Source organism: Streptomyces sp. NPDC051018 (assembly GCF_044456085.1).
Taxonomy (GTDB): Bacteria; Actinomycetota; Actinomycetes; order Streptomycetales; family Streptomycetaceae; genus Streptomyces.
This window is the reverse complement of sequence record NZ_JBITFN010000027.1, coordinates 1-13,456: the sequence shown is the minus strand read 5'-3', so window position 1 is coordinate 13,456 and position 13,456 is coordinate 1. Positions and strand designations below refer to the sequence as shown.

Below are 13,456 nucleotides of genomic sequence, written 5' to 3'. Positions count from 1 at the left end.
GGGACCTGAGGTCTGCCATCAAGGAGATGGCTCTGCTGGGGGCGGGAGGAGCGAGGGGGCGGAAGCCCCGGCCGTAGCCGGGGCTTCGTTGCCTGTGGCGCGCACCTGGTCAGGGACTCAGAACTGGTCGCAGTCCTCCGACGGGCGGCTGTGGCCGGAGACGGTGACGTTGCCGGAGTAAACCCATCCGTATCGGGTTATGCCGGACTTGGTGTAGGTGATGTGGTACCAGAGGTTTCCGACGGCGTTTGTCTCGGAGCAGTCGATGCTGAAGTTGTGGCCGGCCCCCAGGTGGTCGTGGGCCGTACAGCTGGACGTGGGATCGTGCCGGATGGGGGTGTTCGCGTTGTTGATGGTGCCCGTTCCGTTTGTGTCCCAGTTGTGCCACTCATAGGTGGGGGTGCAGTTGAGGGCGGCCTTCGGCGCGGCCGGTGCGGGGGCTGAGTCCGCCGCGCCGGCGGGTGCTGCCATGAGCAGGGTGCCCAGGAGGGCTGTGGCGCTGGTGCCGACGAGGGCGCGTAGGCGGTTTCGCACGGTGATGGTCCTCCTGATTGCGGGATGGTGCCCGGGAAGGTCCCGGCGCCCTAGAGGATCCTGGAGAGCTGGGGTCCCGCTCCATGGAGATCCGTGCACACCGATTGACGGTCTCTGCACGGCGCCATTCCCGGCGGGCTCGGGGTAGTACTCGGCGAGGGAGGCGACGGCCTGGAGTTCGGTGATCCGGGCGCGGACGCGTGACGAGCCGGGGGCGGCCGGTGGTGATGTTCACGAGGAGTCGGGGGCCGTCGGCGCAAAAGGGCAATGCTCTGTCGCGTACGGCCAACGACTGTTCCGTGCCGTGCCGGAAGGCTTGCCGCTGCGGGTCCTGCGCGACCTGTATCAGCGTCCACTTCCGTGCAGTCGTGATCAGATCGGGAGACTCCATCGTGAACACCAAGACGACTCTTCGCGCGCTGGCCGTGCCACTGGCCTCCGTCGGACTGGTCATCGGTTCCACAGGCCAGTGCCGCCCCGACCAATCACTGGGACGCTCCTTGGTTCAACTTCGCGCAGCCGTGGTGGCGTCGCGACCTACCCGGGGGCCTATGTCGAGTTCGGCATCTCGTGGAACGACTCCTGGGACGCGAGCGTCGGAGCAGACGTGAAGGACACGGCCGCGGACGGTCGAGGTGCGCTCGCCCTGGTCGGATACGACTACTGGGACGGAAACTCATGGGAACCGACGACCCGTACGATCGCATTCACCAACGGCGGGTTGAACGACACCGCGTCCAACCGCGTGCACTCGCGGGTAAAGGTGAGGAACGTCGTGGTGAAGGCGTGCACCTACAACACCGGCAACCAGTACTGCTCCTCCGTCCGGCACTAGGACCCGCGTGATTGCCGCCATGGAGCCGTTTCGGGTGCGGACCCCGCGTTGAGGATCACGAAACCGCCCGGTTGAGCGCCGGACACCTGGTCCCTCGGTTTCGGACGACGGCCGCCGGTGGGATCCGTCGCGAGGCGGGGCGCCGGATCCGGTACAACGTACGGGTGAATCTGTTGCCACGAGACGTCCGCCGGCGGCCCTACCCGACCGACCGGAATCCGATGGGCCCGGAACGGGCCGACCGGAACTCTGCGGGCCGGGGCGGGCCCGCCCGTGACGCGACCGGTTACGGCGAAGAGTGCGGCCGGGCCGGGCGTGGCCGGGCGGACGAGTACGGGAAGGATCGTGACGGGACCGGTCACCGGGAGAGCGGTATCGGGCGCACGGACCGAGGGGAGGCGGGCGGATGACCCGCCGGGAGGGGTCCCGGCGGCGGAATATCGCGCCGCCCCGTGAGTCCGTCCTCGCCGCCGCCATGGCCACCATCGCCGAACACGGGCTCGACGGCCTCACGATGGCGGGGCTCGGACGGGACGTCGGGATGAGCAGCGGACATCTCCTCTACTACTTCCGCACCAAGGACGAACTGCTGCTGCGGACCCTGGAGTGGAGCGAGGGCCGCCTCGGCGCGGAACGCGGCGCGCTGCTGTCCCGGCCGACCCCGGCTGCCGAACGCCTTGGCGGATACGTGGAGTTGTACATCCCCGAGGGGCCCCGAGACCCCCACTGGTCGCTCTGGCTGGAGGTCTGGAACCGCTCCCAGAGCACCGACGACGACGCCCGCGCCCGGCAGGCGGCCATCGAGGCGGCCTGGCACCGGGACCTGGTGGCGCTGCTCGCCGAGGGGATCTCGCAGGGGGAGTTCCGGGCGGTCGACCCCGACCGGTTCGCCACCCGGCTGCGCGCTCTCCTCGACGGGTTCAGCGTCCATGTCGCGGTCGGGATTCCCGGTACGGGACGTTCCCGGGTGCTCGCTCACGTAAGCGAATTTCTGGCTGATTCGCTCCTGCTGCCGAAAGTCTGACGGAATATGCCTGCCGTGCTCAGAGGCCCTTTTCCAGGGCGGGAACGCAAAGAACGCAAGTAATCCCGATCGTTGCCATGGCAACCCTTGTCCGTCCGTCGGGCCCTCCGGCACGGTTCCGCCCATGGGACGAGAGCACTGGAAGAAGATCTGGGTCGGCTCCGCCGGGAACATGGTCGAGTGGTTCGACTGGTTCGTCTACGCGAGCTTCGCCACGTACTTCGCGGGCGCGTTCTTCCCCGAGGGGAACGACACCGCCAAGCTCATGAACACCGCGGGCATCTTCGCCGTCGGCTTCTTCATGCGCCCCGTCGGCGGCTGGCTGCTCGGCCGGGTCGGGGACCGCAAGGGCCGCAAGGCCGCGCTGACCCTCACCGTCACCCTGATGTCCGCCTCCGCGATCCTCATCGCCGTCGCGCCGACGTACTCGGTCGCCGGATACGGCGGCGCCGCCGTGCTGCTGATCGCCCGGCTGCTCCAGGGCCTGTCCGTCGGCGGCGAGTACGCGGCCAGCGCGACCTATCTCACCGAGGCCTCCGCGCCCGGACAGCGGGGGTTCGCCTCCAGCTTTCAGTATGTGTCGATGACCGCGGGGCAGATTCTCGGCCTCGGCATCCAGATCATTCTCCAGCGCACGATGTCCGCCGACGCGCTGCACAGCTGGGGCTGGCGCATCCCGTTCATCGTCGGCGCGCTCGGCGCCGCGGTCGTCTTCTATCTGCGGCGCAACATGCTGGAGACGGACGTGTACGAGGAGTCGGGCGCGGGCACCCCGGCGGGGGAGAGGGGCACGATCAGGGCCCTGCTGGCCCACAAGCGGGAGGCGTTCCTGGTCATCGCGCTGACCATGGGCGGGACGGTCGCGTACTACACGTACACGACGTATCTCACGAAGTATCTGTCCAACTCCGCGGGGCTGCCGAAGCAGACGGCGACGCTCGTCTCCTTCTGCGCCCTGATCATCTTCGCGTGTCTCCAGCCGTTCGCGGGCCGGCTCTCCGACCGCGTCGGCCGCCGGCCGCTGCTCATCACCTTCGCGCTCGGCTCGACGTTTCTGACCGTTCCGATCATGACGATGCTCAAGCACGCCGGGTCCTTCTGGCCCGCGCTGGGTCTCTCGCTCCTCGCGCTCGTCGTCATCACGGGCTACACCTCCATCAACGCGTGTGTGAAGGCGGAACTCTTCCCCACGGGTGTGCGGGCGCTCGGTGTCGCCCTCCCGTACGCCATCGCCAACGCGCTGTTCGGCGGCACGGCGGAGTACGTCGCGCTGTGGTTCAAGGACGCGGGGAGGGAGTCGGGCTTCTACTGGTACGTGGCGGGGTGCGCGGCGGTGTCGCTGATCGTGTACCTCTCGATGCGTGAGACCCGGGACATCGACCTGGCCCGTGTCCCCTCCACCTCTCCCGCCCCCACGCCCGACCTCTCCAAGCCACAGGTGCCTGCTGCGTAACCCCTCAGCCTCTCCGGTTTTCGCGAGGGGCGGGGTCCGGGGCGGTGGCCCGCGAGTGGGCGTGATTGTGAGGGGCCCGGGCGCCGGGTGGCTTCTGGGGCGTGGGGGTCCGTGCTCGGGATTTTTCAGCCTCTCCGGCGTTTGAGGGGCGGGGTCCGGGGCGGTGCCCCGCAAGCGGGCGTGCCCTTGAGGTGCTCGCGCGCCGGGCGGCCTCCCGGCCACGGGGCCCGCACCACGCAGGGGCTCGCGCCCCAGGCGCCAGGCGACCCGCACCACGCAGGGACCCGCACCCCGCAGGGCCCCCTCGCGAACCGGTGACCAGATCGTGAGACCGTGGGTCCGGATACCACAGCCGTATGGCACACTGCCATGGTGCTTTCGTTCGCCATGATTATCGGCAGCAGGCGCGCCGGTCCGCAGTGACAGCCTCGTACCACCCCGTACGACGCGCTCACCGTGCCCCAGACCCGCGCGCAGACCTCTCGCACCCGCGAGGGGTTTTTTCGTTTTCCGGCCCCGACCCCGGCCGGGAGCGAACCGCACGCGAAGATGGGGCAAGTGGAGCCAGAAATTCCGGGAGCCACTCATCCGACAGGAGCAACACAGCCATGACCACTCAGTCCACGGACAAGGGCGCGGACGGGAAGACCGGCGACGGTTTCCACGTCTTCGACACGACCCTCCGTGACGGCGCCCAGCGCGAGGGCATCAACCTCACCGTCGCGGACAAGCTGACCATCGCCCGGCACCTGGACGACTTCGGCGTGGGCTTCATCGAGGGGGGCTGGCCCGGCGCCAACCCGCGGGACACGGAGTTCTTCGCCCGTGCCCGCCAGGAGATCACCTTCCGCAACGCCCTGCTCGTGGCCTTCGGCGCCACCCGCCGCGCCGGCGGAAAGGCGGCCGAGGACCCCCAGGTACGGGCGCTCCTGGAGTCCGGCGCCCCGGTGATCACCCTGGTGGCCAAGTCGCACGACCGGCATGTGGAGCTGGCCCTGCGCACCACCCTCGAAGAGAACCTGGAGATGGTCCGGGACACCGTCTCCCATCTGCGTGAGCAGGGCCGCCGGGTCTTCGTGGACTGTGAGCACTTCTTCGACGGCTACCGCGCCAACCCCGAGTACGCCAAGGCCGTCGTCCGGGCCGCCTCCGAGTCCGGGGCGGACGTCGTCGTCCTCTGCGACACCAACGGCGGCATGCTGCCCGCGCAGATCCAGGCCGTGGTCTCCACCGTGCTCGCCGACACCGGCGCGCGCCTCGGTATCCACGCCCAGGACGACACCGGATGCGCCGTCGCCAACACCCTCGCCGCGGTCGACGCGGGCGCTACCCACGTCCAGTGCACGGCCAACGGCTACGGCGAGCGCGTCGGCAACGCCAACCTCTTCCCCGTGGTCGCTGCGCTGGAGCTGAAGTACGGCAAGCGGGTGCTGCCCGAGGGCTCGCTGACCGAGATGACCCGGATCTCGCACGCCATCGCGGAGGTCGTCAACCTCACCCCGTCGACGCACCAGCCGTACGTCGGTGTCTCCGCCTTCGCCCACAAGGCCGGACTGCACGCCTCCGCGATCAAGGTCGACCCCGATCTGTACCAGCACATCGATCCGGAGCAGGTCGGCAACACCATGCGGATGCTGGTCTCCGACATGGCCGGCCGCGCGTCCATCGAGCTGAAGGGCAAGGAACTCGGCATCGACCTCGGCGGCGACCGCGAACTGGTCGGCCGGGTCGTCGAGCGGGTCAAGGAGCGGGAGCTCCAGGGGTACACGTACGAGGCCGCCGACGCGTCGTTCGAGCTGCTGCTGCGGGCCGAGGCGGAGGGGCGGGCGCCGCGCTACTTCCGTACCGAGTCCTGGCGGGCGATCGCCGAGGACCGGCCCGACGGCACCCACGCCAACGAGGCCACCGTCAAGCTGTGGGCCAAGGGCGAGCGGATCGTCGCCACCGCGGAGGGCAACGGCCCGGTCAACGCCCTCGACCGGGCCATGCGGGTCGGCCTGGAGCGCTTCTACCCGCAGCTGGCCAAGCTGGAGCTGGTCGACTACAAGGTCCGGATCCTCGAAGGCCGCCACGGCACCGAGTCCACCACCCGGGTCCTGATCACCACCGGTGACGGCGCGGGGGAGTGGTCCACGGTCGGTGTCGCGGACAACGTCATCGCCGCCTCCTGGCAGGCCCTGGAGGACGCGTACACCTACGGGCTGCTGCGCGCGGGCGTCGAACCGGCCGAATAGCACCGCTGGCGCTTGTCCGAAAACAACCCCTTTCGGGTAGCGTCGAAGGATGAGGACCAGGCTGCTTCCCGCACTGTCCGGTCTGCTGCTGGCGCTCTCGGCGACCGCTCTGGTCACGGCTCCGGGAGCGCAGGCGGACACCGGGTCCGTCACGGTGGCCGCGGCTCCCGCGGCCGCCGGCCCCGCCGATGTGGCGCGGGCGTTCCAGAACGGCCCGGTCTATGTCGATCCACGCGCCTCGGGGCAGCTCTCCCGGGCCGACGCGGACGCCCTCGCGAAGAAGATCAAGGACGCGGACAAGCCGCTCTTCGTGGCGGTGCTGCCCAACGCCCCCGAGTTCTCCCCGGACACCGTGCTGCGCAATATCCGTACCGAGACCGGTGTCACGGGCCTGTACGCCGTCCGGCTCGGCGACGGCTTCAACGCGGGCGCGGACCGAGCGGTGATGTCCGGCCCGGCCGTACGGAACCTGGTCACCGCGGTCACGTCGCCCCCGGGCACCGACGCCGCCACCCAGCTGAACAACTTCGCCGACCAGGCCCTGCCCCAGCTGCGCGGCAGCGCCCCGGCCTCCTGGGGTGTCTCCGGTGACGGCGGCAGTATGAACACAGGCGCGCTGATCACCTTCGGCGCCCTGCTGGTGGCCGGCGGCACGGGCGCGTACGCCGTCGTGCGCCGCAACCGCCGCAGGAAGATCGAGGAGGAGCGGGCGGCCCTCGGAAAGCTGCGGGTCGTCGTGGACGAGGACATCACCGCGTACGGCGAGGAGCTGGACCGTCTCGACTTCCACCCCTCGGAGAGGGGCGCAGACGACGCCATGCGCGCCGACTACGAGCGCGCGCTCGACTCCTACGAGACGGCGAAGTACCGGATGGGCGCCGCCCAGCACCCCTCCGACGTACGGGGAGTCACCCGGGCCCTGGAGGACGGCCGCTTCAGCCTGGCCGTGCTGGACGCCCGCCGCACCGGCACACCCGTGCCCGAACGCCGTGCCCCCTGCTTCTTCGACCCGCGCCACGGCCCCTCGGTCACCGACGCCACCTGGACCCCGGCGGGCGGTGTCCCGCGCCAGGTCCCCGTCTGCCAGGCGGACGCGACCCGGCTGGAGGACGGAGTGGACCCGGCCGCCCGCACGGTCGAGACGGAGACCGGCCGCCGCCCGTACTGGGAGGCGGGCCCGGCGTACGGCCCCTGGGCGGGCGGCTACTTCGGCGGCGGCCTCCTCCCCGGCCTGCTGGCGGGCACGCTGCTGGGCAGCATGCTGGCCACCCCGGCGTACTCGGCGGAGTACGGCGGCGGGGACTTCGGCCCGGGTGATGTCGGGGGCGGCGACCATTCCGGAGCGGACTTCGATCCGTCCGACTTCGGCGGTGGTGGCGACTGGGGCGGCGGCGGGGGCTTCGACGGCGGCGGTTTCTGACCCCGGTTTCCGACTTTGGACGCGGGTCCCGGGGGTGCCACGGCACCCGCCTCGCCTGCGTACCCCCGATCCCCGCGTGCCGGCCCGGTCCCGCACAGCGGAGCGCCCGCCCCGGCCGCTGGGGGGAGTGCGGCGGGACGGGCGCGCTCTGGATGCCCGCCGGGGGTGTCCGGGGCCGAGTGGCGGCCGGACACCCGGGAAGGTCCTGGTGACCCGGGGGCGCGAAGGTCCTGGTGACGGGGCCGGCGTCAGGCAGCCGGCCGGGGAGTCCGGCCTCAGGCGGTCTTGATCGCGGAGATGTCCAGGTTCAGCTTCACCTTGTCGCTGACCATCACACCGCCGGTCTCCAGCGCCGTGTTCCAGGTCAGACCCCACTCGGAGCGCACAATCTCCGCGCTGCCCTCGAAGCCGACGCGCTCGTTGCCGTAGGGGTCCGTGGCGGAGCCGTTGAACTCCAGGTCGACGGCGATCGGGCGGGTCACGTCCTTGATGGTGAGGTCGCCCGTGACGCGGTAGTTGTCGCCTCCGAGCTGCTCGGCGTGCGTGGAGCGGAACGACATCAGGGGGAACTTCTCGGAGTCGAAGAAGTCCGAGCCCCGCAGATGGGCGTCACGGTCGGCGATCCCGGTGTCGATCCCGGCGACCTTGATGTCGAGCACGGCCTCCGAGGTGGCCGGCTCGGAGCCGTTCAGGACCAGCTTGCCCTCGTACTCGTGGAACGAGCCGCGCACATTGGTGACCATCGCGTGCCGCACGGTGAAACCGATCCTGCTGTGAGCCGGGTCGATCGTGTACTCACCCGTGAGCGCGGCGAGCGCGGGGTCGACCGGAGCGGCGGTGGCGGCGGTGCTGTGGGACTTGCCGCGGTTGAACAGACCCATGGGAACTCCTCGGTGGGGACGGGGCGTGATGTTGTTTAAGCTTCAACGAGTATCACTCTAGAGTCGATCCGTTTAAAGTTCAACATCTTCTGGGGATTGCCCGGGAGGTTCACCCGGAAGACGCCTCCGGGGAGGGCGGGGAGTCGCATACGGTGACGGATCGGCGCAAGCGCTTTCCGCCCTCGCGCCTTCCGCACCCACCGTGCTCGGCGGCACCGTTTCCCGTGCCCGGCCGGACGAACGTCCCGGGAGGTCGCGTCCGTGGTGAGTCTGCCCGGCCCGTACGGGGGGGAGCGGAGGCCGCGGCAAGAAACCCAGGGCGGATATCCGCGCCGGCCGCGCCGCCGCGACAGTCCCTTCAGGAGGCTCCCGTGTCACCGTCGCCGGCCCGGTCCCGCCGAGCCTTTCTCACCGTGTCCGGGGCAAGCGCTCTCGCCCTCTCCCTGTCCACGGTAGCTCGTGCGGAAGGCTCCGCGCGGACCCCGGAAACGGCGCCCTCCGACCCGTACGAAAGCCTTCGCGCCCGCTGGCTGGAGATCACCCTCGGCACCGGATACGACCCCGCCGCCGAGCCCTACGCCTCCCGGATCGCCGGGACGGTCCGGCTCGCGGGCGACCGTCTCGCCGCCATGGCACCCGCCCCCGGCTCGCTGTGGCCCGACTGCCCCTACGACCCGCCCGCGGGGATCACCCGGAGCTACGGCCGGCTGTGGACGATGGCCCTGGCCTGGGCATACGGCGGCGACGAGAAGCTGCTCGGCGCGGTGGTCCGGGGCCTCGACCATCTCGCCGCCACGGTGTACCACCCCGCCACCACCCCCTACGGCAACTGGTGGGAGTGGCGGATCGGCAGCCCCCGTACGCTCCTGGACATCGTCGCCGTCCTCCACGACCGGCTCACCCCCGACCGCCGCGCCGCCGCCCTCGCCGCCGTCGGCCACTTCGTCCCCGGCACACTCCTCGGCGACTACACCGGCGTCTCCACCGGGGCCAACCGCGTCGACCTGGTCCGCTCGGTCCTCCTGGGCGGAGTGCTCGGCCGCGACCCCGCCAGGATCGCGCTCGCCCGGGACGCACTCCCGCCCGTCCTGCGGTACGTCACCGAGGGCGACGGCCTCTACGCCGACGGCTCCTTCGTCCAGCACACCCGCGTCGCCTACTCCGGCACATACGGACAGGTCCTGCTGGACGGCCTCGGCCGTCTGTTCGCACTGCTCGACGGTTCCCCGTGGGCGATCGCCGACTCCGGCCGCCGTACCGTTCTCGACAGCGTCGAGCACGGCTTCGCGCCCCTGATCCACAACGGGCTGATGATGGACAGCGTCAACGGCCGCGCCGTCAGCCGGGGGCTTCTCAGGGACGACGAGCAGCGCCTTCTGCGCGGTGACCACTTCCACGGGCACGCCGTCATCGCCGCCGTCGCCCTGCTCGCGGGCGCGGCGGACCCCGCCTGCCGGGAGCGTCTGCACGCCCGGATCAAGGGCTGGATCGAACGGGAGACCGTCAGCCCCGTCCTCTCCTCCCCGCAGTTCGGCGTCGCCGATCTCTCCCGGCTGCACACGATCGCCGCGTCCCCGGTGCCCGCCGCGCCCGACCCCGTGGGCCACACCCTGTACGCGGCCATGGACCGTGCCGTCCACCGCCGCCCCGGCTGGACCGCCAACATCGCGATGGCCTCCGAGCGCATCGCGTACTACGAGTGCGGCAACGGCGAGAATCCGCGCGGCTGGCACACCGGCTCGGGAATGCTCTACTGGTGGCCCGGCGGTGTCCAGGACGCCCAGTACACCGACTGGTTCTGGCCCACGGTCGACCCCGGCCGGCTGCCCGGGACGACCGTCTCCACCCTGCGCCTGCCCGATCGCGCGGGCGGCGAATGGGGTGAGCCCAGGCCCGCCGCGAGCTGGGTCGGCGGGGTCACCGACGGGGAGTACGCGGCCGTCGGCCAGCATCTGCTGGGGCTCTGCTCCACCCTGCGCGCCCGTAAGTCGTGGTTCTGCCTCGACGACACGATCGTCTGCCTCGGCGCGGATATCAACTGCTCGGACGGCGTACCCGTCGAGACGGTCGTCGACAACCGCAATCTGGGCGAGGGCGGGCGCGCGGCCTTCACCACCGGCCGGCACTGGGCCCATCTCGAAGGCCACGGCGGATGGATCTTCCCGCACGGTACGCGGGACCTGCGCGCCCTGCGCGAGGACCGCACCGGAGCCTGGAGCGACATCAACACCGCGGGGGCCGCCGACCGCGCCACCCGCCGTTACCAGACCCTGTGGCTGGACCACGGGACCGATCCGGCGGGCGCTGCCTACCGCTATCTGCTGATGCCCGGCGCGGACCGCGCCGCCGTCGCCGCCCGCGCCGCCGGCCCCGGCCGCCCGGTCGTCCTCGCGAACACCGCCGCCCGGCAGGCCGTCGCCGTCCCCCGGCTGGGGCTGGTCGCGGCGAACTTCTGGCGGCCCGGTACGGTGGGAGCGCTCACCGCGACCCGTCCGGCCGCCGTGCTGGTACGCGAACGGAGCAGTACCGCGGTGATCCATCTCAGTGATCCGGCCCGCACCGGTGAACCGCTGGAGATCACCTGGCGGCACCCCGTCCGGGCCGTCTCCGGCCATGACCCGGATCTTGAGGTACTCGACACAGGCCCGGCCCTGCGGCTGCGGCTCAACGGCGGCACGGCGGGGGCGAGCCACCGCTGTGAGGTAACCCTTCGCTGAACTTCTTGTTCATCCCCTACAAACAGCGATGGTCCGGAGCTGGTGGTTGGGCTGCCGCGCAGGACGGTTCTGTTCAAGGCTGACAGGAGAAACGTCCGGAGACTGTACAGAGTCAACGGCAGGGTTTTCTTGTCCCGATCCGTAGGGTCGATGCATGACCGTTGTGGACGAGACCTCCAGCGAGCCGACCGACGCGCGAGGGCGCGTGGCCGAGCTGCACGATCTGCGCGAGCAGGCCCGGCGCGGGCCGAGCGACCGCGCGACCGAGGCGCAGCACGCCAAGGGCAAGCTGACCGCGCGCGAGCGGATCGCGCTGCTCCTGGACGAGGGCTCCTTCCACGAGGTCGAGCAGTTGCGGCGGCACCGCGCGAGCGGTTTCGGCCTGGAGTCGAAGAAGCCGTACACCGACGGTGTCATCACGGGCTGGGGCACGGTCGAGGGCCGCACGGTCTTCGTCTACGCCCATGACTTCCGGATCTTCGGCGGCGCGCTGGGCGAGGCCCATGCCACCAAGATCCACAAGATCATGGACATGGCCATCTCGGCCGGGGCGCCGCTGGTGTCGCTGAACGACGGTGCGGGCGCGCGTATCCAGGAGGGCGTCTCGGCGCTCGCCGGTTACGGGGGGATCTTCCAGCGCAACACCCGCGCCTCCGGTGTCATCCCGCAGATCAGCGTGATGCTCGGCCCCTGTGCGGGCGGCGCCGCCTACTCCCCGGCGCTGACCGACTTCGTCTTCATGGTCCGTGAGACCTCGCAGATGTTCATCACCGGCCCGGACGTCGTCAAGGCGGTCACCGGCGAGGAGATCACCCAGAACGGCCTCGGCGGGGCGGATGTGCACGCCGAGACCTCGGGCGTCGCGCACTTCGCGTACGACGACGAGGAGACCTGCATCGCCGAGGTCCGCTATCTGCTGGCGATGCTGCCCTCCAACAACCGGGAGAACCCGCCGGCCGTCGCCTCCGACGATCCCGCGGGCCGCCGCTCGGACGTCCTCCTGGACCTCGTCCCCGCCGACGGCAACCGCCCGTACGACATGCACAAGGTCATCGAGGAGCTCGTCGACGACGGCGACTACCTGGAGATCCACGAGCGCTGGGCCCGCAACATCATCTGCGCGCTCGCCCGGCTCGACGGCCAGGTGGTCGGCATCGTCGCCAACCAGCCCCAGTCGCTGGCCGGTGTGCTGGACATCGAGGCGTCCGAGAAGGCCGCGCGTTTCGTCCAGATGTGTGATGCCTTCAACATCCCGATCATCACTCTTCTGGACGTACCCGGCTTTCTCCCGGGCGTCGACCAGGAGCACGGTGGAATCATCCGGCACGGCGCGAAGCTGCTCTACGCGTACTGCAACGCGACGGTGCCGAGGATCTCGCTGATCCTGCGCAAGGCGTACGGCGGTGCCTACATCGTCATGGACTCCCAGTCCATCGGTGCGGACCTCACCTACGCCTGGCCCACCAACGAGATCGCGGTGATGGGCGCCGAGGGTGCCGCCAACGTCATCTTCCGCAGGCAGATCGCCGAGGCCGAGGAGCCCGAGGTCATGCGGACGCGCATGGTCAAGGAGTACAAGTCCGAGCTGATGCATCCGTACTACGCGGCGGAGCGCGGTCTGGTCGACGACGTCATCGACCCCACCGAGACGCGCGAGGTGCTGATCGCCTCTCTCGCGATGCTCCGCACGAAGCACGCCGACCTGCCGTCCCGTAAGCACGGCAACCCCCCGCAGTGACCCTGCGGAGAAAACGGAGCCCGAACATCATGAGCACCCGTCCTGCCGAGTCCGCCGCGTCGCTGCTGCGCGTGGAGAAGGGCCACTGCGAGCCCGAGGAACTGGCCGCCATCACCGCGGTTCTGCTGGCCCGTGCCGCGGCCGTCCCCGCCGAGCCCGTCCAGGGCCGCTCCACGGCCGGCTGGCGCCGTCTGGAGCGCCAGCGGGGCTTCCAGCCCTCCCACAGCTGGCAGGGCTGACCACCACCCCTGTCCAGGGCCCCGGCACCACGAGGGAGTGCCGGGGCCTTTCCCTGCCCGCACCCCACAGGACGGCCCCGGCCCGCCTGGTGGGGTGCGGGCATGTTCAGCCCGTCCGGCGTTCGGGGACGGACCTGCGCACGGGCCGCGCCCGCCGAGCGGGGTGCGGCCGCCCGGGGGGTGCGGCCACCGGCCCGTCCGCGCCCGGACACACAACCGCCCCCGCGCCCCTGGTGCGACCAGGGGCCGGGGGCGCGCATACCGCGGCGCGTCACCGCATCAGCGCAGGCGGGCCATGAGGGCGTGTTCGACGAGGGTGATGAGGGCGCTTTTGGCGTCGGCGCGGTGGCGGGCGTCGGTGGTGATGATGGGGGTGTCGGG

General features: G+C 70.9%; 10 protein-coding genes and 1 pseudogene. 8 read left to right on the top strand and 3 right to left on the bottom strand.

Translation table 11 applies throughout. From position 1 onward, the window contains the following. Positions 1 to 117 precede the first annotated feature (117 nt). On the bottom strand, positions 118 to 534 hold the full coding sequence (locus ACIBCM_RS31520) for a hypothetical protein (RefSeq protein WP_399249241.1): 417 nt from the start codon (positions 532 to 534) through the stop codon (positions 118 to 120). Between the two features lie 607 nt (positions 535 to 1,141). Here ACIBCM_RS31520 and ACIBCM_RS31515 point away from each other — a divergent pair. The 5 genes from ACIBCM_RS31515 to ACIBCM_RS31495 all read left to right on the top strand — a co-directional run bounded on the left by ACIBCM_RS31515 (position 1,142) and on the right by ACIBCM_RS31495 (position 7,500). Then, positions 1,142 to 1,369 (top strand): hypothetical protein, encoded by a 228-nt coding sequence (locus ACIBCM_RS31515; protein WP_399249239.1) that lies wholly within the window; start codon positions 1,142 to 1,144, stop codon positions 1,367 to 1,369. Between the two features lie 406 nt (positions 1,370 to 1,775). Then, positions 1,776 to 2,393 (top strand): TetR/AcrR family transcriptional regulator, encoded by a 618-nt coding sequence (locus tag ACIBCM_RS31510; protein ID WP_399249237.1) that lies wholly within the window; start codon positions 1,776 to 1,778, stop codon positions 2,391 to 2,393. A 124-nt stretch (positions 2,394 to 2,517) separates the two neighbouring features. Beyond that, a complete protein-coding gene (locus tag ACIBCM_RS31505) occupies positions 2,518 to 3,846 on the top strand; it encodes an MFS transporter (protein ID WP_399249235.1) in 1,329 nt (442 codons plus the stop codon). A 608-nt stretch (positions 3,847 to 4,454) separates the two neighbouring features. Then, a complete protein-coding gene (cimA, locus tag ACIBCM_RS31500) occupies positions 4,455 to 6,080 on the top strand; it encodes a citramalate synthase (RefSeq protein WP_399249233.1) in 1,626 nt (541 codons plus the stop codon). A gap of 49 nt (positions 6,081 to 6,129) precedes the next feature. Continuing rightward, positions 6,130 to 7,500 (top strand): hypothetical protein, encoded by a 1,371-nt coding sequence (locus ACIBCM_RS31495; protein ID WP_399249231.1) that lies wholly within the window; start codon positions 6,130 to 6,132, stop codon positions 7,498 to 7,500. Between the two features lie 275 nt (positions 7,501 to 7,775). Here ACIBCM_RS31495 and ACIBCM_RS31490 read toward each other — a convergent pair whose 3' ends face one another. Beyond that, positions 7,776 to 8,381: a YceI family protein gene (locus tag ACIBCM_RS31490; RefSeq protein ID WP_399249229.1), complete on the bottom strand. Its 606-nt coding sequence runs from the start codon at positions 8,379 to 8,381 to the stop codon at positions 7,776 to 7,778. 413 nt (positions 8,382 to 8,794) lie between these two features. Here ACIBCM_RS31490 and ACIBCM_RS31485 point away from each other — a divergent pair, with 413 nt between their 5' ends. The 3 genes from ACIBCM_RS31485 (at position 8,795) to ACIBCM_RS31475 (ending at position 13,075) form a co-directional block, all read left to right on the top strand. Further along, on the top strand, positions 8,795 to 11,098 hold the full coding sequence (locus tag ACIBCM_RS31485; RefSeq protein ID WP_399249227.1) for a polysaccharide lyase 8 family protein: 2,304 nt from the start codon (positions 8,795 to 8,797) through the stop codon (positions 11,096 to 11,098). Between the two features lie 154 nt (positions 11,099 to 11,252). Then, on the top strand, positions 11,253 to 12,836 hold the full coding sequence (locus ACIBCM_RS31480; protein WP_399249225.1) for an acyl-CoA carboxylase subunit beta: 1,584 nt from the start codon (positions 11,253 to 11,255) through the stop codon (positions 12,834 to 12,836). Positions 12,837 to 12,865: 29 nt separating this feature from the next. Beyond that, positions 12,866 to 13,075, top strand: coding sequence for an acyl-CoA carboxylase subunit epsilon (locus ACIBCM_RS31475; RefSeq protein WP_399249223.1), 210 nt, complete (start codon positions 12,866 to 12,868; stop codon positions 13,073 to 13,075). Between the two features lie 279 nt (positions 13,076 to 13,354). Here the strand turns inward: ACIBCM_RS31475 and ACIBCM_RS31470 are convergent. Next, positions 13,355 to 13,456 (bottom strand): annotated as a pseudogene (locus ACIBCM_RS31470) (ATP-binding protein); the annotation flags it as partial.

What these genes read in the sequence shown, in the direction of transcription:
- ACIBCM_RS31475 (WP_399249223.1), top strand. Translation starts at nt 12,866, where the DNA reads ATGAGCACCCGTCCTGCCGAGTCCGCCGCGTCGCTGCTGCGCGTGGAG.
- ACIBCM_RS31495 (WP_399249231.1), top strand. Translation starts at nt 6,130, where the DNA reads ATGAGGACCAGGCTGCTTCCCGCACTGTCCGGTCTGCTGCTGGCGCTC.
- ACIBCM_RS31490 (WP_399249229.1), bottom strand. Translation starts at nt 8,381, where the DNA reads ATGGGTCTGTTCAACCGCGGCAAGTCCCACAGCACCGCCGCCACCGCC.
- cimA (WP_399249233.1), top strand. Translation starts at nt 4,455, where the DNA reads ATGACCACTCAGTCCACGGACAAGGGCGCGGACGGGAAGACCGGCGAC.
- ACIBCM_RS31510 (WP_399249237.1), top strand. Translation starts at nt 1,776, where the DNA reads ATGACCCGCCGGGAGGGGTCCCGGCGGCGGAATATCGCGCCGCCCCGT.
- ACIBCM_RS31480 (WP_399249225.1), top strand. Translation starts at nt 11,253, where the DNA reads ATGACCGTTGTGGACGAGACCTCCAGCGAGCCGACCGACGCGCGAGGG.
- ACIBCM_RS31505 (WP_399249235.1), top strand. Translation starts at nt 2,518, where the DNA reads ATGGGACGAGAGCACTGGAAGAAGATCTGGGTCGGCTCCGCCGGGAAC.